The sequence below is a fragment of the Paucibacter sp. TC2R-5 genome (genome assembly GCF_025717605.1).
Classification (GTDB): domain Bacteria; phylum Pseudomonadota; class Gammaproteobacteria; order Burkholderiales; family Burkholderiaceae_C; genus Paucibacter_A; species Paucibacter_A albus.
In genome coordinates this window covers 182037-205551 of record NZ_JAJIRQ010000009.1, presented here as the reverse complement: position 1 = coordinate 205551, position 23515 = coordinate 182037, and the positions used below count along the sequence as shown (strand labels likewise).

Sequence of the window (23515 nt, the reverse complement as noted above, 5' to 3'; positions counted from 1 at the left end):
ATGAATCCTTCACGGCTCTTCATTGAAAGACCGGTCGCCACCACCTTGCTGATGCTGGCGGTGCTGCTATCCGGCCTGCTGGCTTATCGGCTGCTGCCGGTCTCGGCCTTGCCCGAGGTGGACTACCCGACCATTCAGATCACCACGCTTTACCCCGGGGCCAGCCCGGACGTGGTGGCCTCAGCTATCACCGCGCCGCTCGAGCGCCAGTTCGGCCAGATGCCGGGTCTGGCCCAGCTCAGCTCCAGCAGCTCGGGCGGTGCCTCAAGCATCACCCTGCGCTTTGCGCTGGAGGTCTCGCTCGATGTGGCCGAGCAGCAGGTGCAGGCGGCCATCAATGCGGCCAGCAGTCTGCTGCCGGCCGATCTGCCGATGCCGCCGGTCTATAACAAGGTCAACCCGGCCGATGCGCCGGTACTCAGCATTGCCATCACCTCGCCCTCGCTGCCGGTGATCAAGGTCCATGACCTGGTGGAAAACCGGCTGGCGCAGAAGATCTCGCAAGTGCCCGGCGTCGGTCTGGTCAGCATTGCCGGTGGACGCCGCCCTGCCGTACGCATACAGCTCAACCCGGGCTCTTTGGCCACGCTGGGCCTGAGCAGCGAAGACGTGCGCCAGCTGATCAATAGCGCCAATGTCAACCAGCCCAAAGGCAGTTTCGACGGCGTCGCGCGTGCCTCGACCATCGACGCCAATGACCAGCTGCGCAGCACGGCGGACTATGCCAATCTGATCCTGGCCTATAAGAACGGCAATCCGGTGCGGCTGCGCGATGTCGCCAAGTTAGTGGACGACGCCGAGAACGTTCGCCTCGGCGCCTGGGCAAACACCACCCAAGGCGTGATCCTCAATGTGCAACGCCAGCCCGGCGCCAATGTGATCGAGACCGTGGACCGCGTGAAGGCCTTGCTGCCGGTACTCAAGAGCACGCTGCCGGCATCGGTCGATGTGGCGGTGCTGAGCGACCGCACCGTGACCGTGCGCGCCTCGGTCGCCTCGGTGCAACACGAGTTGTTCTTGGCCATCGCGCTGGTGGTGATGGTGATCTTTCTATTCCTGCGTAACGCCTCAGCCACGCTGATTCCGGCGGTGGCGGTGCCGCTGTCCCTGGTCGGCACGCTGGGCGTGATGTATCTGCTGGGCTTCTCGCTCAACAACCTGACCTTGATGGCGCTGACCATCTCAACCGGCTTTGTCGTGGACGACGCCATCGTGATGGTCGAGAACATTGCCCGCCATGTTGAGGCCGGCGAAAGCCCCTTGGCCGCCGCCTTCAAAGGCAGCCGCGAGATCGGCTTCACCATCATCTCGCTGACCTTCTCGCTGATCGCGGTGCTGATCCCACTGCTCTTCATGGGCGATGTGGTCGGCCGGCTGTTCCACGAATTCGCCATCACCATGGCGGTGGCGATCCTGATCTCGGCCCTGGTCTCGCTGACGCTAACGCCGATGATGAGCGCACGCCTGCTCAAGCCAGAACATGATGTGAAGCATGGCCGAATCTTCCTGGCCGTGGGCCGGGGCTTTGACGCGCTGATCGCACTCTATGGCCGTGCGTTGACCAAGACCCTGGCCTATCAGCGCCTGACCCTGGCCGGCTTCGGCCTGACGCTGGCCGCCACGGTGGCGCTGTACTTCTGGGTGCCTAAAGGCTTTTTCCCACAGCAAGACACCGGCGCCATCCAGGCCATCACCGAGGCGGCGCCCAGCATCTCCTACCCGGCCATGGCAGCTCAACAGCAGCGGCTGGCAGCCCTGGTGCTGGCTGACCCGGCGGTGGAGTCGGTGGCCTCCTTCATCGGCGTGGACGGCAGCAATGCCACGCTCAATAGCGGCCGCCTGCTGATCAGCCTCAAACCGCATGAGCAGCGCGAGGCGGGGGTGACGGAGGTGATGGCGCGGCTGCAAGCGGCCAGCCGCGAACTGCCCGGCATTGCGCTCTATATGCAGCCGGTGCAAGACCTCAGCATCGAGGATCGCATTGCCAAGACCCAGTTCCAGCTCAGCCTGAGCTCACCTGACTTGGCCGAGTTGGCCAGCGCCAATGCACGCCTGCTGGAGCGCCTGCGCCAGCTGCCGCAGCTGCGCGATGTATCCAGCGATCTGCAGCAAAACGGCTTGCAAGCCTTTGTCGAGATCGACCGCGACGCGGCGGGCCGCCTGGGCGTCAGCGTCGCCGCCATCGACGCGGCGCTCTACAACGCCTATGGCCAGCGCCTGGTGTCCACCATCTACACCCAGTCGGCGCAGTACCGCGTGGTGCTGGAGACCGATCCGGCCCTGCGAAGCAGCGCCTTCAGCCTGGATGGCCTCTATGTGCCGGCAACCGGCGGCGCGCTGCTGCCGCTGAGTTCGGTGGCGCGTTTGAGCGAGCGGCCGACCGCCTTGGCCTTGAACCGCTTGGCGCAGTTCCCGGCCGCGACGCTGAGTTTCAATCTGGCGCCCGGCGTGGCGCTGGGCGACGCCGTCGACGCGATCCGCGCGGAGCAAGCGGCGCTGGCCCTGCCGGCCACCGTGCAGAGCAAATTTCAGGGCGCAGCGCTGGCTTTCGAGGCTTCGCTGGGCAACACCCTGTGGTTGATCCTGGCAGCGGTGGTGACCATGTACATCGTCTTGGGCGTGCTGTATGAGAGCTTCATTCACCCGCTGACGATTCTGTCCACCCTGCCCTCGGCCGGCGTCGGAGCGCTCTTGGCGCTCAAGGTGGCGAATCTGGAGCTGGGGCTGATCGCGGTGATCGGCATCGTGCTTTTGATCGGCATCGTGAAGAAGAACGCCATCATGATGATCGACTTTGCGATCGAAGCGCAGCGCGACGGCACGCTGTCGCCGCGCGAGGCGATCTACCAGGCCTGCCTTTTGCGCTTCAGGCCGATCTTGATGACCACCATGGCAGCACTCTTGGGCGCCCTGCCGATGATGCTGGGCAGCGGGGTCGGTGCCGAGCTGCGTCATCCGCTGGGTGTCACCATGGTGGGCGGCCTGATCGTCAGCCAGCTCTTGACCTTGTTCACCACGCCGGTGATTTACCTGCAGTTTGATGCGCTGACCAAGCGCTTCGGTCGCGGCCGAGTCAGCGAGGCGGTGGCATGAATTTTTCGGCGCCCTTCATCAAGCGGCCGGTCGCCACGACGCTGCTGACCTTGGGCCTGCTGCTCTTGGGCGGCTTGGCCTATCTGCTGCTGCCGGTGGCCTCCTTGCCCGAGGTTGACTCACCCACCATCTCGGTCTCCGCCAACCTACCCGGCGCCAGCGCCGAGACCATGGCGGCCACCGTGGCCACGCCGCTGGAGCGCGCCTTGGGCAGCATTGCCGGCATCACCGAGATGACGTCCACCTCGTCCCAAGGCAGCGCGCGGGTGACGCTGCAGTTCGACCTCAGCCGCAATATCGACGCGGCCGCGCGCCAGGTGCAGGCCGCCATCAATGCGGCACGCGCCATCTTGCCCAGCGGCTTGCCGGGCAATCCGGGCTATCGCAAGGTCAACCCGTCCGATCCGCCCATCATGATCCTGGCGCTGCGCTCGGATACGGTGCCCGTCAAGCAGTTGTTTGATGTGGCCTCCACCGTGCTGGCGCAGCGCATCGCGCAGGTGCGCGGCGTCGGCGATGTGGGCCTGGCGGGCGGCTCGCTGCCGGCCGTGCGTATTGCCGTGGACCCCAACAAGCTCAGCGCCCAGGGCCTGTCGCTGGAGCAACTGCGCCAGGCGGTGGTGGCCAGCAATGCGAACCGGCCCAAGGGCTATATAGAGGAGTTGGATGCCAATGAAGAAGAAGGCGGCGGCCGCCAATGGCAAATTGCCGCTAACGACCAAGCCGCACGGGCGGCCGACTATGCACCGCTGGTTTTGAAGGTTCGCGATGGCGCCGTCGTGCGCCTGCAAGACGTGGCAGAGGTCAGCGACGCGACCCAGGACGTGCGCGCTTACGGCCTGGCCGACGGCGCACGCGCCATCATCCTGCGCATCCAGAGAGCGCCGAATGCCAATGTGCTGGAAACGGTGGACGGCCTGCATGCCCTCTTGCCGCAGATGCGCGCCGGCCTGCCCGAGGGCGCGCGGCTCGAAGTGATGATGGACCGCACGCTGACCATTCGCGCCTCATTGAAAGAGGTGCAAATCACGCTGCTGATCTCGATCGGCCTGGTGATCGTGGTGGTCTATGCCTTTTTGCGCAGCCTGCGTGCCACGCTGATTCCGGCCGTGGTGGTGCCGGCCTCGCTGGCGGGCACCTTGGCCGTGATGTACCTCTTGGGCTATACGCTGGACAACCTCTCGTTGATGGCCTTGACCGTGGCGACCGGCTTTGTGGTGGACGACGCCATCGTGGTGATGGAGAACATCAGCCGCCATTTGGAGCGCGGCAAGACGCCGCTGCAGGCGGCGCTGGACGGGGCACTCGAGATCTGGTTCACGGTGGTCGCCATCAGCCTGTCGCTGATTGCCGCCTTCATCCCGATTCTTTACATGGGTGGCTATATCGGCCGGCTGTTCCGCGAGTTTGCGGTGGTGCTGTCGGTGGCGATTCTGGTGTCCATGCTGGTCTCGCTGACGGCCACACCGATGATGGCGGCGCGCTTGATGCGCGCCGAGTCGGCCAGCCCCAAAGCGCCTGGATTCTGGCAACGACTTCTGCGCCGCCTGCAGCGCGGCTACCGGCGCAGCCTGCGCTGGACGCTGCGCCATCAGCCGGTGGCGCTGCTGGCCCTGGCGGGTGTGATTGGCTTGAATGTCTACCTCTACCAAATCATCCCCAAAGGCTTCTTCCCGCAGCAGGATGTGGGCCGGATGATTGGCGGCATCAATGCCGACCAGGGCAGCTCCTTCCAGGCCATGCAGGGCAAGATGGACGCCTTCATGGAGATCTTGCGCGCCGACCCGGCGATCGCCCATGTCACCATCAGCACCGGCGGCGGCCAGAGCAATGGCGCGCAGGTTTTTGTGGCGCTCAAGCCCTTGGCGGAACGCAAGGCCTCGGTGGATGAAGTGCTGGACCGGCTGCGCCCCAAGCTGGCGAAGGTGCCCGGTGCGGCGCTCTTCTTGCGCGCCGGTGCCGAGATCCGCATCGGCGGGCGGCAGTCCGATTCCGAATACCAGTTCACCTTGCAAGCCGATGAGCTGAAGGAGTTGGCCACCTGGGAGCCACGCATCCGGCGCGGCATGAGCGAGTTGAAAGAGCTCACCGACGTCAGCGGCGACCGCCAGGACCGTGGCCTGCAAACCAGCCTGGTGATAGACCGCGACGCCCTGGCCCTGCACGGCATCAGCATGCGCGATCTCAGCACGGCGCTGAACAATGCCTTTGGCCAGCGCCAGGTCAGCGTGATCTACAACCCGCAAAACCAGTACCGCGTGGTGATGGAGTTAGCGCCCGAGTATCTGCAAAGTGCGGAGGCGCTGCAAAACCTGTTCCTGACCGCGCGCGGCGGCGCGCAAGTGCCGCTGGCCGCGCTGGCGCGCATAGAGCCGACGTTGGCGCCGCTGTCGGTCGCGCATGACAAGGGCACGCCGGCCACCACCTTGAGCTTCAATCTCGCCACCGGCGTGTCGCTGTCGCAGGCCACCGCCGCGATCGACAACTTGGTGGCCGAGCTGGGCGTGCCGGTGGCGGTGCGCGGCGTTTACAGCGGCACGGTCAACGCGTTTCAAGCCACGCTGGCGAATCAGCCCTGGCTGGTCTTGGCCGCGATGATCACCATCTACATCTTGCTCGGTGTGTTGTACGAAAGCCTGCTGCACCCGATCACGATTTTGTCCACCCTGCCCTCGGCCGGCGTGGGCGCACTGTTGGCGCTGATGGGCTTGGGCTTTGAGTTCTCCATCATTGCGATGATTGGTGTGGTGCTCTTGATCGGCATCGTGAAAAAGAACGCCATCATGATGATCGACTTCGCGATTGCGCGGCAAAAGCTTGCGGCGCAGCAGGGGCGTGAACTGCCGGCCTCGGCGGCGATTTATCGCGCCGCGCATATGCGCTTGCGCCCGATTCTGATGACCACGTTTGCCGCGCTGTTCGGCGCCTTGCCGCTGGCCATAGGCATGGGCGTGGGCTCGGAGCTGCGCCAACCGCTGGGCATTGCGGTGGTGGGCGGGCTCTTACTGAGCCAGTTATTGACGCTCTACACCACGCCGGTGGTCTTTCTCTGCATGGACCGCTTGCGCTTGCGGCTGGCGCGGCTGCTGCGCCGCGCACCCGGCCACCCAAGGGCCTTACCTGTCTCGATCTGAACCATGTCCTCTCTATTGAATTCTCCCCAAGCTCGTCTGGCGCTGTATGGCGCCCTCGGCCTGCTGCTGAGTGCTTGCAGCTTGCCACGCAGCGCCCAGCTGGCCGCACCGCAACAGCCAGCACAGTTCAAGCAAAGTGCCCCGGCAGTTGGTGCAGTTAGCGGCGCAAGCGACACCGAAGCCATCCCCGCCGCCTGGTGGAGCTTGTACCAAGACCCGACCCTGGACGCGCTGCAAGCCCAATTGGTGATCGGCAACGAAAACCTCAAAGCCGCGCTGGCCCAAGTCGACGCGGCCCGCGCCGTTTTGGGCCAGGTGCGCGCGGCGCAGCAGCCGCAGCTGGGCGGCAGCTTCAACGTCAACCGTGCCGACACCGGCAACGGCGCGCAAACCAATGCCCGCGCCGATCTGGCCGCCAGCTGGGAGCTTGATCTCTGGGGCCGCCTCAAACAAGCCAGCCTGGCCAGCGAGGCGCGCTTGCAGGCCAGCCAGAATGACCTGGCGGCGCTGCGACTGTCGGCCCAGGCAACCTTGACGCAAAGCTATTTCAGCCTGCGCGTGGCCGAGGCCCAACAAGCACTGATCGCACGCAATATCAGCGCTTTTCAGCGCTCGCTGGACATGACGGTGGCGCGCTACCAGGCCGGCGTCGTAGCGGCCACCGATGTCTTGCAGGCCGAAACCCAGCTGAAGAACGCCCAGGTGCAAAGCCTGGACACCAACAACCAGCGCGCGCTGGCCGAACATGCCATCGCCGTGCTCTTGGGCCAAGCGCCGGCGCAGCTGAGCCTCAAGCAAACCGCCAAGCTGCCGCTGCCGCCCAGCACGCCCGAGCTCTTGCCCTCGACGCTCCTGCAGCGCCGCCCCGATATCAACGCCGCCGAACGCCGCGTCGCCGCCGCGCAAGCCCAGGTCGGCGAGGCCGCGCTGGCCTTCTTCCCCAGCGTCAGCATCACGGCCGGCGCGGGCTTGCGTGGCCCTGGTTTGCACGACCTGTTCAATGCGCCGACGCTGCTGTGGTCGCTGGGCCCGGCCTTGGCACAAAAGATCTTGGACGGCGGCGCCCGCGACGCCGTCCATGCACAGGCGATAGCGCAGGCCGAACAGGCCGGCGCCGTCTACCGCCAACTGGTGTTGCAGGCTTTTCAGGAAGTCGAAGACAACCTGTTCCTGAGCCGCCAGCTACAGGCCCAGGCGGGGCTGCAGGCCGAGGCGCTCAGCGCGGCGCTGCGCAATTTGGACATTACGCAAGAGCAATACCGCGTCGGCACGGTCAGCTTCCTCAATGTCGTCGTGGCGCAAACCGCCGCGCTCAATAGCGAGCGCAATCTGCTCGACCTGCAAAGCCGGCAACTGACGGCCAGCAACCAGTTGCTGAAGAATATTGCTGGAAGCTGGTAAAACCACACCCTTAGCCCGGAGACCTCCACAATGCCTCAATACACCCTCCAGATCAACGGCCAGCCCAGCAAAGTGGACGTCGCCGCCGACACGCCCTTGCTCTGGGTGCTGCGTGACAACTTGGACTTGACCGGCTCAAAGTACGGCTGCGGCATCGGGGCCTGCGGCGCTTGCACCGTGCACATCAATGGCGTGCCGACGCGCTCATGCATGACGCCGGTGTCCACCGTCGGGCGCAAGCAGGTCACCACGATTGAGGGTTTGGACCCCAAGGGCGCTCACCCGCTGCAACAAGCCTGGCAAGAGCTGGATGTGCCGCAATGCGGTTATTGCCAGGCCGGTCAGATCATGACGGCGGTGGCGCTGCTGAAAGAAAACCCCAAGCCCACGGATGCCGATATCGACGGCGCGATGTCGGGCAATCTGTGCCGCTGCGCCACCTATCTGCGCATACGCGCCGGCATCCACCGCGCGGCCGAAATCAAGGCCAAGCCAGCCACTGCCAAGAAGGTGAAAGCATGATGAATCGCCAAAACCTGACTCCACGCCAAGCGGATCGCAGAAACTTCCTGCGTCGCAGCGCAGTCGGCGGCGGTGGCCTGCTCTTAGGCCTGCACATCGTCCCCAGCGGCGCGGCCGATCAGGTCGGCAAGCCCGCTGCGCTGGACGCAGCCGGCACGGCAGTGAACTTCCAGCCCAATGCCTTCATCAGCATCTCGCTACAAGGCGTGGTGACGCTGATCTCCAAGCAGCCGGAGATCGGCCAAGGCATCAAGACCTCGCTGCCCATGGTGCTGGCCGAGGAGTTGTCGGTCAATTGGCAGGATGTGCGGGTCATTCAGGGCGACCTCGATCCCATCTTCGGCAACCAGAGCGCGGGGGGCTCGACCTCGACGCCGAACAATTACAACAACTTCCTGCTGCTGGGTGCCACCGCGCGCATGCTGCTGATCGAGGCTGCTGCGCAGACCTGGGGCGTGCCGGCCTCGGAATGCAGGGCCGAGAACTCGGCCGTGCTGCACAGCCCCAGCAAACGCCGCCTCAGCTACGCACAGCTGGTCGCCAAAGCGGCCACGCTGCCGCTGCCGGACCCGACCACCGTCAAACTCAAAGACCCCAAGGACTACCAATTGCTCGGCCGGCGCATCGGCGGCGTGGACAACCTGGCCGTCGTCACCGGCAAGCCGCTGTTTGGCATCGACATCAAACTGCCCGGCATGCTCTATGCCGTCTATGCCAAGTCGCCGGCCTTCGGTGGCAAGGTCGTCAGCGCCAATCTGGACGCGATCAAGGCCTTGCCTGGCGTGCGCGATGCGTTCGTGATCGCCGGCACCGCTGACCTGCGCGGCCTGTTGCCGGGTGTTGCCATCGTCGCCGATTCCACCTGGGCGGCCTTCAGCGCGCGCAAGCAGCTGAAGGTCCAATGGGACGAAGGCAAGGTTGCCAATGAAAGCTGGGACGGCTTTGTGCAGCAGGCGCAGGCGCTGTCCAAGCAGCCTGGCGCGCAAGTACAGCGCAAGGACGGCGACGTGAATGCCGCCTTGGCTAGTTCGGCCAAGGTGGTGGAGGCAGCCTACAGCTACCCCTTTGTCTCGCACGCCAGCATTGAGCCGCAAAACTGCACGGCCTGGTTCAAGCCCGACGGCAGCCTGGAGCTTTGGGCGCCGACGCAGAACCCGGCCGCCGGCCAGAACCTGGTCGCCAGCACCCTGGGCCTGCCCAAGGAGAAAATCAGCCTGCACATCACCCGCAGCGGCGGCGGCTTCGGGCGGCGCCTGAGTGCCGATTACGTGGTCGAGGCGGCGGCGATCGCACAGCGTGTCAAGGCGCCGGTCAAGCTGACCTGGTCGCGCGAGGATGATTTGCAGCACGATCATTTCCGCGCCGGTGGCTTTCACTTTCTGCGGGGCGGCGTCGATGCGGCCGGCAAGCTCACCGCCTGGCACAACCATTTCGTCACCTTTGCGAACCGGGTCGAGCGCGACGGCAAATCGGTCTTGCAGCCCGGCAGCGGCGCCAGCCTCTCGGGCGATGAGTTCCCCGGCCGGTGGGCGCCTAACTATCTGCTGGAGCAGACGCCGATCGAATGCGGCGTGCCTATGGGGCCTTGGCGCGCGCCCGGCAGCAATGTGTTTGCCTGGGTCTTCCACAGCTTCATCGACGAGCTGGCCCATGCGGCCGGGCGCGACCCGCTGGATTTCCGCTTGGAGTTGCTGGGTCAGCGCGATCTGGTACCCGGCAGCGGTGAGCGCGCCGCGCCCTATGACGTGGGCCGCATGCGCGCGGTGCTCAAGGAAGTCGCGGCCAAGGCGCAATGGGGGCAGAAGAAGTTCCTACGCGGCCAGGGCGCCGGCATCGCCTTTCACTTCAGCCACCGGGGCTATATCGCCGAGGTGGCCGAAGTGACGGTCTCCAAGGCTGGCGCGCTCAAGGTCGACCGGGTGGTGGTGGTTTCCGACATCGGCAGCCAAATCGTCAATTTGAGCGGTGCCGAGAACCAGGTCGAAGGCTCGGTGATCGACGGTCTGGGCACCTTGATGCATGCCGAACTGGACATCCAGCGCGGCCGCATTGTGCAGAGCAATTTCGGCGACTATCCGCTGATACGCATAGGCGATGCACCGCCCAAGATCGAGGTGCACTTCCTGCGCAGCCAGCAGCCGGTCACCGGCCTGGGCGAGCCGGCGCTGCCGCCGCTGGCGCCGGCCGTCTGCAACGCCATCTTTGCCGCCACCGGCAAACGAGTGCGGCAATGGCCGCTGGCAAGGGTAGATCTGAGTTGGATCTGATGGTTTGAGGTTCAGGCCGCCGCGAGCAGCGGCGCCTGTACTTGTGTCTGAGCTCGCCAGACCGGCTGGCCCTGCACGAAGACAAAAAACTCGCCCGCCGCCATCGCTTGCCAGGGCTCATCATGGGTCAGCGGCTCGGTCGCCACCAGCACCATGCGGTCATTCGGGCCGTTAGCCCGGCTCAGATCCAGGCTCAGCTCCGTATCGATCAAGCGGGCTTGGGCGAAGGGGTGGCTGCGGCTGAGCCAGTGCAGGCGCGTGCTGCAATGGGTGTAGACGGCCTCGCCGTCGCTGAGCACGATATTAAAGCTGCCATAACTGGCCAACTCGGCGCTCAGCTCGGCCAGCACCGGCGCCAACTCGGCCCAGCTCGGCGCCGCATCTACGTCCACAAACCGCTGCTCCAACTGCTGCAAGAGCCAGCAAAAAGCGGCCTCGCTGTCGGTGCTGCCGACCGGCTGAAAACCCGATTCAAGCGCCGGCGCAAAGTTCTCCAGCGTGCCGTTGTGGCAAAACGCCCAATGCCGGCCGCGCCATTGGCGCTGAAACGGGTGGCAGTTGGACAACTGCACCGCACCGCGTGTGGCCTTGCGGATATGGGCCAACACCGAGTTGGCCTTGATCGGATGGCGGCGCAGAAACTCCGCCAGCGGCGATTGACTGGCCGGCTTCTCATCGATAAAGACCTGGCAGCCGCGCTCATCATGAAAGGCCATGCCCCAGCCGTCGACATGCTCGCCGGTCGCGCCGCCGCGGGCCGAGAAGCCGGTGAAAGAAAAAGTCACGTCGCTGGGCGTGTTGCTATTGAGCGCGAACAATTGGCACATGGGAACTCGGTTGGTCTAGGCCGCTACCTTAGGGCTTGTGCTCGCCGCGCAGAAGGACGGATTGCGCATTTGCTCATGCGCTGAGCGAAGCAGCGGCTGCTTTCTGAGCACCAAGCTTGCAAAGAACTAAGGCACCACTTCGCCACTTCTGGCTCGATGCGGCCTTCAGTTCAAAGCTTTCTATACGTAGCAAGCTACCCAATTCGAACGCCCGGAATGTGGCGGAACTGACGCTACCGGGCAAGCTTGGAGGAGCCCTTCAGGTTCAAGACGGCATCTGACCCCGGCGTGCAAAGGCAAGCCGTAGAAACAGGTCTGTGGCATATTAGGATTCACCGTGCCGGCGGCACAGCGCTGCATATCTGTATTGAATATCATGCCAAGGCCCATGGAAAAGACTGTCCTGAATCGACTAGGAACGGGCCGGTGGCTATTCGGCGTCGTGAGCCTTATGGTTCTTCAGGAAGTCGGCGCCCAGCCTAGTTGGCCCGAGTTACAGAGGAAGCCCGTTGCCTTGGTTGCCAACGATTGGTGTCCGCAGCACTGCGAATCAGGGGCGCCAGACAAAGGCTACGTGGTTGATATCGTGACGCAGGCTCTGCAATCGCAGGGGGTACCTTATACATTGCACTACTTCCCATGGTCTCGCGCCATGCGGATGGTGGATCGCGGCGAGGTTGATGGCCTGCTCACGCCTACGGTCCCCGGATTTCCAAAGTACATATTCCACGCACAGGCAGTGGGCTACCAGCAGTACTGTTTCTATGCCGACAAATCCAGCCAATGGCGCTATCGCCAACCTGCTGACCTGCAAAATCAGCACATTGCGATGTTGGCCGACTCTGGCCTCGGTGAAGTTGATGACTACCTCAAGGCTCACCACTCGACGATCACGGTCACACGATTCAAGGGTGAGCAACATTTTGCCAAACGTCTCTTCATCTTCTTGGGGCTAAAGCGTGCCGACACGGTCGTCTTGAGCACAGATGTATTTGAGTATGGGCAGAGCAAAGGGGACATCGGCAGGAACTTCCAGGCGGTGGGCTGCCTGGAAAAGGAAAAGATGGTGGTTGGTCTATCCAAGAAAGACGAACGGCGGTCTCAAATGATCGGCGAAGCGCTAGATCAGGGCATCATTCAACTGCGAAAGAGTGGGCAGCTGGCAAAGACGCTGGCTCGCTACGGCATGAGGGACTGGAAGCAATGAAGGGATTGGCTCCCTTAGCGCATGCGAAAGCCACGCCTGCGCACCTCGGGCGCCCAGCAAATCAAAGGGGGTCGCTCTGTTGATCCTGCGCCACTTGTGAAAGTTCGGGGATACAAGTTCGCGAGCAGGTCTCAAATTTCAAGTCAAATCAAGACCTGACCCTCTGCATCTTGCGGGGTGAATGACGTCTGTTCTGACAGATTGCAGCGAACAACATGGAGATGACAGGGCTCACATGAAACAAGACGGTGGGCCGCTTCCAAGTTGCTTCTCCTCCCCTCGGGCTACCTGGCGCAAAGCGACAAGTCTGGGCGGCACTCTCAGCAAGCAAATGCCCGCAGTCGCAGCGGTGCCGCGTTTCGCAGCGCCTGCGCGTCCTGCACCTCGCGCCGGGCTTGCCAACGCGCCAAAGCCAGGCGTTCGGCGACGGCCCGGCACGCGCTCAGCGCGCCCAAGGGAGCCGGTGCGGCCGTGCTGAGCAACTGCCAAAGAGCGTCCAGCCGGGCCAGATCAGCTGCAGCGGCTGCCGCACCATCCGGCGCAGCAGACCCTGCCTCAAGCTGCCGCCGCGCCTGGCTTTGAGCCACCATCTGCAAGGCCGCCTGCAGCGCAAAAGGGTTGATCGGCTGTCGGCCAAAACCGCGCAGTCCAGCCCAGCCGGTGGGGCGCAAGCCGGCCGGGCCGTACAAATCATCGGGTGTAGACGACGCTGCGCGCACGCTCGGCGTTAACTCTTCTTGCAGGGCCAACTCAGCGGCGGCGCGGCCCACCTGGGCCGGGTCGGACGAGCCCAAAACATGCAGCAAGCCAGGCGCCGTCGCCAGGTCCGGCCAGATGCCGGCCACGCCCGCTTCCACCGCCATCAAACGGGTGCCCGGGGCCGCCAGCACGATGGCGCCGGCCAACACGCGCCAGGGTTTCTCGGCTTCGCCACTGACGCCACTGGCGCCGCGCACCCGACCCTGCTCATCGACCAGCAGCTCCAACGCATGATGCTGGCTCAGCCAATGCACCGAGCGCGCGCCCGGCAGCGACGCGACGGACGTGCAGCAGGCGCGTCTATCAAGCACGGCCACTTGCGCTCCCTGCGCGGCCGCTACGCAAGCGGCCAGGGCGCCAAGGCGGCTGGCCCCGATCACCAACACGTCCAACTCATGCACAGCGGCCGGCTCGGCCTGAGCATCGGCTGCCACGGGCACTCGGGTCACTGTGAATATATGGTTAGCTTGGCTGCCCATGGCAAGTCCATTTCTTTTGATACAAGCCGCCACCATAAGTCTTGGCACTGCTGCGCAGAAGGACTGATTCCGCATTTGCTCATGCGCCGAGTGAAGCTGCAGCCTGCAAGCCGTATGGCAAAAAAAGACCCCATAGCGCCAAGACGCTATGGGGTCGAATCAAACCCATGACGGGCTTGAGGAGACAAGCTTCGCTTGCCAGCCATGCGCTGGCAAGCATGTTCTTCAGCGCAGCGCAGTTCAACTCTCCCGCCCTCGCCCTGAACTACTTTGCGCTTGGGCTCAAGCATAGAGTCTCAGCGCTCGCCGTGGAAGGACGTAAATCGAGCTTGCAAATTCGAATAAGTTCTAACTTCGAACTCAGGCGGCGGGTTTGATCAGCGCATATTGCGCCGCACCTTCGCGCAGATAGAGCAGGCTCAGCGGCTTGCGCTTGTCGCTGTGGGCCAGCAGCAGCTCCAACTGCTTGGCGCTGGCGATATCGCTGGCGCCCAAGGCCAGCAAGACATCGCCCTCACGCAGGCCGGCACGCGCCGCCGGGCCTGCAGCAGCCGCTACCCGCAGGCCATGAGCCAGCTTGAGTTCCTTGCGCTCGGCCGCACTCAGCTCGGCCAGTTGCAAGCCCAGCGCCGCGATAGGCCCGACTGCCGTCTTGGGCGCGGCTTCGGCCTTCGCCAATACCGGCACCTCAGGTTCCTGCTCGGCCACCTTCACCCGCAGCGAGAGCGGCTTGCCACGCCGCCAAACCTGCAAAGATTGCTCGCTGCCCGGCGCGCTATTGCTGACGATGCGCGGCAGATCGCTGGGCTTCTCGATAGGCTGGCCATTGAACTGGATGACGATATCGCCGGGCTCCACGCCGGCAGTCTCAGCCGGCCCACCCGGCTCCAGGCCACGCACCAAGGCTCCCTGCGCATTCGGCAGACCCAGTGACTCGGCCACCTCCTTGCTCAGCTCGCCGATGCGCAGGCCGATGCGCCCGCGCACCACCCGACCCTTGGCGCGCAGTTGCGTGGCCACGCGCTCCACCTCGTCGACCGGGATCGCAAACGAGATGCCCATATAGCCGCCCGAGCGGCTGTAGATCTGCGAGTTGATGCCCACCACCTCGCCGCGCAGATTGATCAGCGGGCCGCCGGAGTTGCCGGGGTTGATCGCCACATCGGTCTGTATCAAGGGCAGCAGCTCGCCGGTGTCGCGCGCCTTGGCGCTGATGATGCCGGCCGACACCGAGTTGTCGAAGTTGAAGGGCGAGCCAATCGCGATGACCCATTCACCGACCTTGAGTCGGCTCACATCGCCCAGCTTGACGGTGGGCAGACCGCTGGCCTCGATGCTCAGCACCGCCACATCGCTGCGCTTGTCGGCGCCGATCAGCTTGGCCTTGAACTCGCGCTTATCGCTCAGGCGCACAAAGATCTCGGCCGCGCCGTCCACCACATGGGCATTGGTCAACAAAATGCCGTCGGCGCTGATGATGAAGCCGGAGCCGACGCCGCGCTCTTGCGGCTCGTCATCGGCCGGACCACCCGGCAAAGCACCGCGAGGCGAGCGCCCGCGCGGCACCGGCAGGCCGTAGCGGCGCAGCAATTCGCGCGCCTCTTCTTCCTCGGCCCGCGCCTCGCTGGGCTTGGCTTTGGCGGTGGTGCGGATATTGACCACCGCCGGCCCCACGCGCTCCACCAGTTCGGTGAAGTCGGGCAGGCCTCGCGCCAGACTTGGCGCGACTGCGGAGGGTGCCAGACTTGGCGCGACTGCGGAGGGTGCCAGGCTTGGCGCGACCGTGGAGGTCGACAAACTTGGCGTGACCGTTGCGGCCTCCTTGGAGACGGGCTGAGCCACGGCCGTGCTCGTATGCAGAGCAAGAGCGATTGCTGTCAAAGCCAGCGTGTTGCGATAGTGATAGCGGCACATGCGTTCTTTCCAGGTCTGATTCGAATAACTGTGTAGTCCGCAAGTTACGTACCACGCAGGATCGGCGTCTTCGCCTGGAGCCAGCGTGCCCAAGTGCATCAGCAGCAACAGTTGCGGCCACGCGCTGCTGCTCGTGCAGCAGTCTTGCTGGGCGCAGGCCTGCGTCCAGCGCTGCGGATGCTTTGGCCCGGTAGTTGCTTAAGCAAAGCCAAACCTGACAACTATGAAACCCATGTACAGATCCGCATTGCCGCCTAGCGGGCCCATTGCCCGCGCCCAATCCTTCGCTTCCTCCGTGCTCGGCCTGGCGCTGACGCTGGCCCTGTCTTTTGCCTCGCCAGCGGACGCTCAAGCGCTGGAAGTGCTGCCGCGCCCCGCGGCCCCCTTCGCCGGCAAGATCGCACCGCGCGGTGACGCCGCCACGCCCGCCTTTCCGCAGGCCGCCAAGGCGCCGGCCGGTGCGCCAAATATCGTCGTGGTGCTGCTTGACGATGTGGGCTTCAGCGCCAGTTCCACCTTTGGCGGCCTGGCCAAGACGCCAACGCTGCAGCGCCTGGCCGATCAAGGTATCAGCTACAACCAGTTCCACGTCACCGCGCTTTGCGCGCCGACTCGCGCCGCGCTACTCACGGGCCGCAATGCGCATCAAGCCGGCTTTGGCCAGGTGGCCACGGCCGGCTACCCCGGCTACAACTCGGTCTGGCAAAAAGACACGGTCGGCGTGGCCGAGGTGCTGCGCCAGAACGGTTACGGCACGGCGGCCTTCGGCAAATGGCACAACACCCCCGCTTGGGAAGTGACACCGGCCGGGCCGTTCGAGCGTTGGCCGACCAGCCTGGGCTTCGAGTTTTTCTACGGCTTCCACGGCGGCGCGGAGAACCAGTATGAGCCGCGCATCTGGCGCAACACGCTGGCTGTTGAGCCGGATCGCACGGCCGCCCAGGGCTACCACCTGATTGCCGATATGGCCGAGCAGGCCCAGGGCTGGCTGCGCACGCAAGACGCCGTCTACCCGGACAAGCCCTTCTTCCTCTGGTTTGCGCCCGGCGGCACGCATTGGCCGCAGCATGCGCCCAGCGATTGGATCGCCAAGTGCAAGGGCCAGTTCGATGTCGGCTGGGACAAATTGCGCGAACAGAACTTCGCGCGCCAGCAAAAACTCGGCGTGATTCCCAAGGACGCGGTGCTGACCGCGCGCCCGCCCGAGCTGCCGGCCTGGGACAGCCTCTCGGCCGATCAGCAGCGCTTGCTGGCGCGCGAAGCCGAGGTGGCGGCCGCTTTTCTCGCCTTCACCGACCACCAAGTGGGCCGCGTGCTGGACGAGATCAAGGCGCTGGGCCGCGCGGACAACACCCTGGTGTTCTTCATTGCCGGCGACAACGGCGCCGCCATCGACAACCCGCTGACCGGCCGCGATGCGCAGGACGCGCAGGGCCGGCCGCGCACGCTGGAGGAGCGCCTCAAGCTGATCGATCAGCTGGGCAGCAATGCCTTCGACAACAACTACGGTGCAGGCTGGGGCTGGGCCGACAACACGCCCTTCCAGTACGGCAAGGGCCAGCCCGCTTATCTGGGCGGCATCCGCAATCCGATGGTGGTGTCCTGGCCGGCTCGCATCCAGGCCAAGGGCGAAATCCGCCGCCAGTTCGGCCATGCCATCGACATCGCGCCGACCATTTATGAAGTCACCGGCATCAAGTTCCCAGATGTGGTCGAAGGGATTGCACAAGTGCCGCTGGCCGGCCAGAGCCTGGCCTATAGCTTTGCCCGCGCCGATGCAGCGGCGCCGCAACGCGTGCAGTATTTCGAGATCAATGGCACGCGCGGCATTTACCAAGACGGCTGGTTTGCCGGGGTACGTCATGTGCGCAAGCAGCCCGGCGCGCTGTGGAGCCAAGAGCCCTTCGGTGACCGCGCCTGGGAGCTCTACAACCTCAATACCGACTACAGCCAAGCGCGCAATCTGGCGGCCGAGCAGCCGGCCCTCGTGAAGGCCTTGGAGGCTTTGTTCGACCAGGAGGCGCAGCGCAATGAGGTCTACCCGCTGCAGCCCGGCGGCGAGGGGCGCCCCAATCCGAGCGCCGGACGCCAGAGCTTCAGCTACCGCGCGGGCGTGCAACGCATCCCCTCGGGCAACGCCCCGCAAGTGGCGCAGCGCGCGCACCGCATCAGCGCCGAGCTGCAGCTCGACGGCAAACGCAGCAACGACGGCGTGATCATCGCCAATGGCGGCCGCTGGGGCGGCTACAGCCTCTATGTGCAGGACGGCCGCCTGCACTATGCCGCCAATGCCCATGGGCATGCGAGTGGCCATCTCGTCAGCGCCGCCGCCTTGCCGGCCGGCAAGGTGAGCGTGGCCTTTGAGTTCACGCCCGACGTGGCCCAGCCGGTCGCGAATGCGGTGGCCGGCCAAGGGCGGCTGTTCGTCAATGGCCAGCTCGCCGGCGCAGGCGCGATCAGCAAGATTGCTGTGCAAACCTATGAGTCGCAAGACATCGGCGCCGACCTGGGCTCACCGGTCACGAGTGACTACGCCACGCCCTTCCGCTTTGGCGGCCAGATCGAGCGCGTGCAGATCGAGCTGCGCTGAAGCGACTCTGTGGGCATGGGTGTGTGTAGGCTGGTGCGGTAAGCAGCCAACAACGCATAAGCAAGCTCGAATTTCTAACTTCGAGTCACGCTGACTGCTGGCTAGAGTGCAGAGCTGTTTCAGATCCAGCGCGGAGCTGCTGTCCAGGCAGCAAGTTCCGACACTTTCCTGGCAAGCAGAGCTCCGCTCGCTTGCAGCGAACCCTGCCCCAACACCATCATGCCCAGCACCCTCTTGACCCTGCCGGACCCGCAAGCGCTGTCGATTCGCGCCAAGGCTCTGGTGTTTGAAGATCCGATTTCCAAGGCCTTGTTGGCCGAGGCCGAGTTGGTCGCGGCCAGCGAAGCCACTGTATTGATCACCGGCGAAACCGGCACCGGCAAAGAATTGATCGCTCGCCATGTGCACGCCTGCAGCGGGCGTGTGGGGCCCTTTGTGGCCGTCAACTGCGGCGCCTTCAGCGACAACATGGTCGAAGCCGAGCTGTTCGGCCATGAGAGCGGTGCCTATACCGGCGCCTTGCAAGCGCGCGCCGGCTGGTTCGAGACCGCCCGCGGCGGCACGCTCTTCCTCGATGAAATCGGTGATCTCCCGCTGCAGATGCAGGTCAAGCTGCTGCGCGTGTTGCAAGAGCGCCAAGTCGTGCGGCTGGGCTCGCGCAAAGCGATCGATGTCGATGTGCGTCTGGTCGCCGCAACCAATGTGGACCTGGCTCAGGCGGTGGAAGCCGGCCACTTCAGACGCGATCTGTTTTACCGCCTCAACATCGCTACTTTGCATCTGCCACCGCTGGCCCAACGCCCGGCCGACATCCGGGCGCTGGCCGAGCACTTCATTGCGCTCTATAGCAAACGGCTCGGGCGCGGGCCGGTCAGGCTGAGCGATGCGGCTTATCTGAAGCTCTTGGGGCATGACTGGCCCGGCAATATCCGGGAGCTAGAGAACGTCATCCACAGCGCCTTGATCACCGGACGCGGCGATGAATTGCGACCCGAGGCTTTGAACCTGCACAGCCGGTTGGGTCGTTCGGCACCGAGCCCAAGCGCCCAAGCATCCAGTGCGACCGAAACACTGACCCAGCAGCTTCCCGCCGCTGCGGATTCTTCCGACAAGGCTCCCCTCGACCTGCTGCGCGCTGCGCTGGAGGCGATCTACCTGTCGCCGCCGAACGACCTGTTTGCCCTGCTTGAACGCGAAATCGTACAAGCCGCCTTCACCCATGTGGGCCGCAACCAAGTACATGCGGCCGAGTTGCTGGGCGTCAGTCGCAATATCTTGCGCGCCCAGCTCAAACGGGCCGGCTTGCTCGCAGACAGTGGCCGCAGCGCCAACCACGCAGCCCCGGCCTTCGAAGCCTTGACCGACGACGACTGCCAAGCGGCTTGAGTCAGCCGGCCCACTGTTGCGCCAGCAACAGTGGGCCGGCATGGCTTGATGAATTCGCAGCAGCGCTGCCTGCATCAGAGCAGAGATTCGCCAGCACAGAGCCCCAAAAGTGCTTGAGCAAGCACTTCTCCACACTGCTCAGCCTTGTTTTGAAGCTGGCACTGAACTTGCTGACTTCAAGTCCAGAACGCGGACGATCGCTGCGTCATCGATGACGGTCAAACAAGACCTTCAGGCGATCGTTCGCGCGTCAATTTGTACCGATGAACATTGCTATTAGGTCCAGGCTCTATAGCGCCACTCAACGCATAAGCATCTGCGAACTTCGTTCTTCACGATTTGACTGCGGCGCAGCAAACTGAGCCCCAAGCAGCCACTCCTTCCAAAGAGCGGTGCCTCCACTTTAACCACGGATTGATTACCTCCATGTCTGCCAAGAACTTCCTGCGCAATACCCTTCTCGTCGCTGCCTTGAGCGCCAGCTCGGCCCTGGCTCTTGCCAAGGACATTTCCCTGCTCAATGTCTCTTATGACCCGACCCGTGAGCTCTACCAGGAATACAACGCCGCCTTCTCCAAATACTGGAAAGCCAAGACCGGCGACAACCTGAGCGTCAAGGTCTCGCACGGCGGTTCGGGCAAGCAAGCCCGCTCGGTCATCGACGGCCTGGAGGCCGATGTGGTCACGCTGGCCTTGGCCTATGACATCGACGCCATCGCTGAGCAAGGCGGCAAGCTGATCAATGCCGACTGGCAAAAGCGTTTGAAGCTGAATGCCTCGCCCTACACCTCGACCTATATCTTCCTGGTCCGCAAGGGCAACCCCAAGGGCATCAAGAACTGGGACGATCTGGTCAAGCCGGGCGTGGGTGTCATCACAGCCAACCCCAAGACCTCGGGTGGCGCACGCTGGGGCTATCTGGCCGCCTATGGTTTCGCGCTCAAACAGCCCGGCGGCACCGATGCCAAGGCGCAAGACTTCGTCAAGAAGTTGTTCGAGAACGTACCGGTGCTGGACTCCGGTGCGCGCGGCTCCACCGTCACCTTTGCCGAGCGCGGCATCGGTGACGTGCTGCTGGCCTGGGAAAACGAAGCCCATCTGGCCCTGAAGGAATTTGGCGCCGAGAAGTTCGACATCGTTTATCCGCCTATCAGCATCTTGGCCGAGCCTCCGGTGGCGGTGGTCGACAAAAACGTCGACAAGCGTGGCGCGCGTGAAGTGGCGCAGGCCTATCTGGAGTATCTGTACTCGGATGAAGGCCAAGACATCGCCGGCAAGAACTTCTACCGCCCTACCGACGCCAAGGCCGCCGCCAAGTATGCCAAGCAATTCCCCAAGATCAATCTGTTCACCATCAACGATGTCTTCGGCGGCTGGACCAAGGCGCAGCAAACCCACTTTGCAGACGGCGGCGTGTTCGACAAGATCTACACCAAGAAATAAGAGAACAGGCCAGCAAGCCACCGCCAACAGCACCAACACCTAGGCGCACAACAAATCATCAAAGCTATGAACACGAAAAAAGATAACTCTCATATCGCGCGCAATCTGAGCGCCGGACTGATGCTGCTGTGCGGCCTTGGTATGGCGTTTGCGCAGCCGGAAACGGTCAGTGTCGACAACCCCTACGGCGTTGGCGCACTGTGGGCCCAGAGCGACCTGGTCACCAAGACCGTGCTGCTGATCCTGGCTGTCATGAGCATTGGCAGCTGGTACATCCTGATCACCAAGCTGCTGCAGCAAGCCAAGATCGTGCGCCAAAGCCGCGACGCAAAGGACAAATTCTGGGCCGCGCCGACGGTGCGCGAAGGCGCCGAGGGTCTGGGCAAGGACAGCCCCTTCCGCTATCTGGCCGAGGCCGGCCTGGACGCCAGCGGCAAGCACACCAAGCTGCAAAAGCATATCGGCCTGCATGACTGGGTGACGCTGTCGATCGAGCGCGCCGTCGAAAAGGTGCAAGGCGCTCAGCAGCAAGGCCTGGCCTTCCTGGCTGCGGTCAGCTCGACTGCACCTTTCGTCGGCTTGTTCGGCACGGTCTGGGGCATTTACCACGCGCTGACCGCCATCGGCGTGGCCGGCCAGGCCTCGATCGACAAGGTGGCCGGCCCGGTCGGTGAAGCCTTGATCATGACCGCCATCGGTCTGGCCGTGGCCGTGCCGGCGCTGCTGGGCTACAACTGGCTTGCGCGGCGCAACAAGGCCGCCATCGACGAAGTGCAGAGCTTCGGCGATGACCTGCACACCGCGCTGCTGGCGCAGTCCGGTCACTGAAGACCGGCATAGCCCACAGCTCAGGAGCAGACAAAACATGGCCAAGAAATCGCGCCGCCTGGCGGCCGCAGACGAGGTGGTTTCGGCCATCAACACCACGCCATTGGTTGACGTGATGTTGGTGCTCTTGATCATCTTTCTGATCACCATTCCGGTAGTCAATTACTCGGTGCCGGTGACGCTGCCCAAGGAACGCAACGAGGTGCGCGAAAGCAAGCCCGACAACATCGTCATCAGCGTGGATCCGCAAGGCGGCTTGTACTGGTTCGATGCGCGCGTCGCCGGCACCGAGGCGCTGGTCGAGCGTCTGAAGAAGGTCGCGGTGCAAGACCCGCAACCCGAGGTGCACATCCGCGCCGACCTGGATGCCAAGTACAACGCGGTGGGCAAGATCGTCTATGCCTGCCAGCGCGCCGGCATCGCCAAAGTCGGCTTCATCACCGAACCACCACCGCGCGGTTGAAACAAGCCGCCGAGGACAAGCCATGGGCATGCATATTCATCAAGCTCGCCGCAAGGGCGACCCCGACATCATCATCGACATCAACACCACGCCGCTGATCGACGTGATGCTGGTGCTCTTGGTGATGCTGATCATCACCATCCCGATACAGCTGCACGCCGTCAATCTGAACCTGCCGGTGGGCAGCCCGCCACCACCGGCGGAGGTCAGGCCCGAAGTGGTCAAGATCGACATCGACGAGCGCAGCACCGTCTTCTGGAACGGTGAGGCGATCGACGAAGTGGCCGGCAGCGGCAGCGGCGGGCGCCAGGTGCTGCAAGCCAAGCTGCAGGCCGCTGCGCATCAGGCGGTGCAGCCGGAAGTGCATCTGCGCCCCAACAAGGAAGCCAAGTACAACACCTTCGCCGAGGTGATGGTGGCGATCAATCAAGCCGGCTTGCAAAAGCTCGGCGTGATCGGCAGCGAGCAATTCATCGACAACTGAGGACTTATTGATCATGAGTGCAGTATTTCCACCCCAAGGCGGTTTTCCGTTCCAGAGCAGCACACCGCAGCTGCGCACACCGGGCACCAAGCGGGGACCGGGCCTGATCATCGTGCTGGGCCTGCATGTGCTGCTCGCCTGGGCCTTGGCCTCAGGCTTGGCCAAGAAAGCCATCGAGATCATCAAAAAGCCGATCGAGATGTCGGTGATTCAGGAGGCCCCGCCGCCACCTCCTCCGCCGCCCAAGGTGGTCAAGCTCAAGGAAGTCGTCAAGCAGCAAACGCCGCCGCCTTCCTACGTGCCGCAGGCCGAAGTCACGCCCACGGTGACGCCGCCGGCACCGGTGATCACCCAGGTGCAGTCTGAAGCACCGCGCGCGCCGGTGGAGATTGCCCCGCCGGTGATCGCCGCACCACCTGCCCCACCGCCCAAGCCGGCCGTCATCAAACAAGAAATTTCGGCCGCCTGCCCGGGCTATCAGAACGTGCTGGCGCAGCACCTGGAAGATGTGTTTGACCGCGTCGGCATCACCGGCACCGTCACCACCTTGCTGAAGATTCGCGGCAACCAGATCGTTGACGTGTCGCAAGTCAGCGGCCCGCCGGAGTATTTCAAGTACGTGCAAAACGCCGCCAAGCGGCTGCGCTGCAACGTCAGTGGCGCGGAAGAAGTGCAGGTGCTGCTGCCAGTGAACTTCCGCAAGTGATCAAACACAAGT

Annotated in this window: 16 protein-coding genes; 13 read left to right on the top strand and 3 right to left on the bottom strand. The window is 64.0% G+C overall.

What is annotated here, in order from left to right; all coding sequences use genetic code 11:
• The 5 genes from LNV08_RS20075 to LNV08_RS20055 are packed head-to-tail and all read left to right on the top strand — an operon-like array spanning position 1 to position 10417.
• Positions 1 to 3093, top strand: a complete 3093-nt coding sequence (locus tag LNV08_RS20075; protein ID WP_263535511.1) for an MdtB/MuxB family multidrug efflux RND transporter permease subunit — start codon at positions 1 to 3, stop codon at positions 3091 to 3093.
• Positions 3090 to 6227 (top strand): efflux RND transporter permease subunit, encoded by a 3138-nt coding sequence (locus LNV08_RS20070; RefSeq protein ID WP_263535510.1) that lies wholly within the window; start codon positions 3090 to 3092, stop codon positions 6225 to 6227. The genes LNV08_RS20075 and LNV08_RS20070 overlap by 4 nt, the downstream gene beginning before the upstream one ends.
• 3 nt (positions 6228 to 6230) lie before the next feature.
• Positions 6231 to 7628: an efflux transporter outer membrane subunit gene (locus tag LNV08_RS20065; protein ID WP_263535509.1), complete on the top strand. Its 1398-nt coding sequence runs from the start codon at positions 6231 to 6233 to the stop codon at positions 7626 to 7628.
• 30 nt (positions 7629 to 7658) lie between these two features.
• The gene (locus LNV08_RS20060) at positions 7659 to 8150 is read left to right on the top strand and encodes a (2Fe-2S)-binding protein (RefSeq protein WP_263535508.1); all 492 of its coding nucleotides are present in this window, start codon (positions 7659 to 7661) and stop codon (positions 8148 to 8150) included.
• On the top strand, positions 8147 to 10417 hold the full coding sequence (locus LNV08_RS20055) for a xanthine dehydrogenase family protein molybdopterin-binding subunit (RefSeq protein ID WP_263535507.1): 2271 nt from the start codon (positions 8147 to 8149) through the stop codon (positions 10415 to 10417). Before LNV08_RS20060 ends, LNV08_RS20055 begins: the two co-directional genes overlap by 4 nt.
• A gap of 11 nt (positions 10418 to 10428) precedes the next feature.
• Here LNV08_RS20055 and LNV08_RS20050 read toward each other — a convergent pair whose 3' ends face one another.
• Positions 10429 to 11244 carry a class II glutamine amidotransferase gene (locus LNV08_RS20050; protein ID WP_263535506.1) on the bottom strand — a complete coding sequence of 272 codons (816 nt, stop codon included), beginning with the start codon at positions 11242 to 11244 and terminating at the stop codon, positions 10429 to 10431.
• 388 nt (positions 11245 to 11632) lie between these two features.
• Between LNV08_RS20050 and LNV08_RS20045 the strand changes: the two genes are divergently transcribed.
• On the top strand, positions 11633 to 12451 hold the full coding sequence (locus tag LNV08_RS20045; RefSeq protein ID WP_263535505.1) for a substrate-binding periplasmic protein: 819 nt from the start codon (positions 11633 to 11635) through the stop codon (positions 12449 to 12451).
• A gap of 320 nt (positions 12452 to 12771) precedes the next feature.
• Here LNV08_RS20045 and LNV08_RS20040 read toward each other — a convergent pair whose 3' ends face one another.
• Together LNV08_RS20040 and LNV08_RS20035 are read right to left on the bottom strand one after the other, a co-directional pair.
• The gene (locus LNV08_RS20040; RefSeq protein WP_263535504.1) at positions 12772 to 13644 is read right to left on the bottom strand and encodes a hypothetical protein; all 873 of its coding nucleotides are present in this window, start codon (positions 13642 to 13644) and stop codon (positions 12772 to 12774) included.
• A 405-nt stretch (positions 13645 to 14049) separates the two neighbouring features.
• The gene (locus tag LNV08_RS20035; protein WP_263535503.1) at positions 14050 to 15603 is read right to left on the bottom strand and encodes a Do family serine endopeptidase; all 1554 of its coding nucleotides are present in this window, start codon (positions 15601 to 15603) and stop codon (positions 14050 to 14052) included.
• 232 nt (positions 15604 to 15835) lie between these two features.
• On the opposite strand from LNV08_RS20035, the gene LNV08_RS20030 reads away from it, so the two are divergent.
• The 7 genes from LNV08_RS20030 (at position 15836) to LNV08_RS20000 (ending at position 23503) form a co-directional block, all read left to right on the top strand.
• Positions 15836 to 18193, top strand: coding sequence for a sulfatase-like hydrolase/transferase (locus LNV08_RS20030; protein ID WP_263535502.1), 2358 nt, complete (start codon positions 15836 to 15838; stop codon positions 18191 to 18193).
• A gap of 219 nt (positions 18194 to 18412) precedes the next feature.
• Complete coding sequence (locus LNV08_RS20025) at positions 18413 to 19579, top strand: sigma-54 interaction domain-containing protein (protein ID WP_263535501.1); 1167 nt, start codon at positions 18413 to 18415, stop codon at positions 19577 to 19579.
• Between the two features lie 426 nt (positions 19580 to 20005).
• Positions 20006 to 21022, top strand: coding sequence for a sulfate ABC transporter substrate-binding protein (locus tag LNV08_RS20020; protein ID WP_263535500.1), 1017 nt, complete (start codon positions 20006 to 20008; stop codon positions 21020 to 21022).
• Positions 21023 to 21142: 120 nt separating this feature from the next.
• Positions 21143 to 21850 (top strand): MotA/TolQ/ExbB proton channel family protein, encoded by a 708-nt coding sequence (locus LNV08_RS20015; protein WP_263535583.1) that lies wholly within the window; start codon positions 21143 to 21145, stop codon positions 21848 to 21850.
• 37 nt (positions 21851 to 21887) lie between these two features.
• Positions 21888 to 22313, top strand: a complete 426-nt coding sequence (locus LNV08_RS20010; protein ID WP_263535499.1) for an ExbD/TolR family protein — start codon at positions 21888 to 21890, stop codon at positions 22311 to 22313.
• 22 nt (positions 22314 to 22335) lie between these two features.
• Positions 22336 to 22797: an ExbD/TolR family protein gene (locus tag LNV08_RS20005; RefSeq protein WP_263535498.1), complete on the top strand. Its 462-nt coding sequence runs from the start codon at positions 22336 to 22338 to the stop codon at positions 22795 to 22797.
• A gap of 13 nt (positions 22798 to 22810) precedes the next feature.
• Positions 22811 to 23503 carry a hypothetical protein gene (locus LNV08_RS20000; RefSeq protein WP_263535497.1) on the top strand — a complete coding sequence of 231 codons (693 nt, stop codon included), beginning with the start codon at positions 22811 to 22813 and terminating at the stop codon, positions 23501 to 23503.
• The last annotated feature ends 12 nt before the right edge of the window (positions 23504 to 23515 follow it).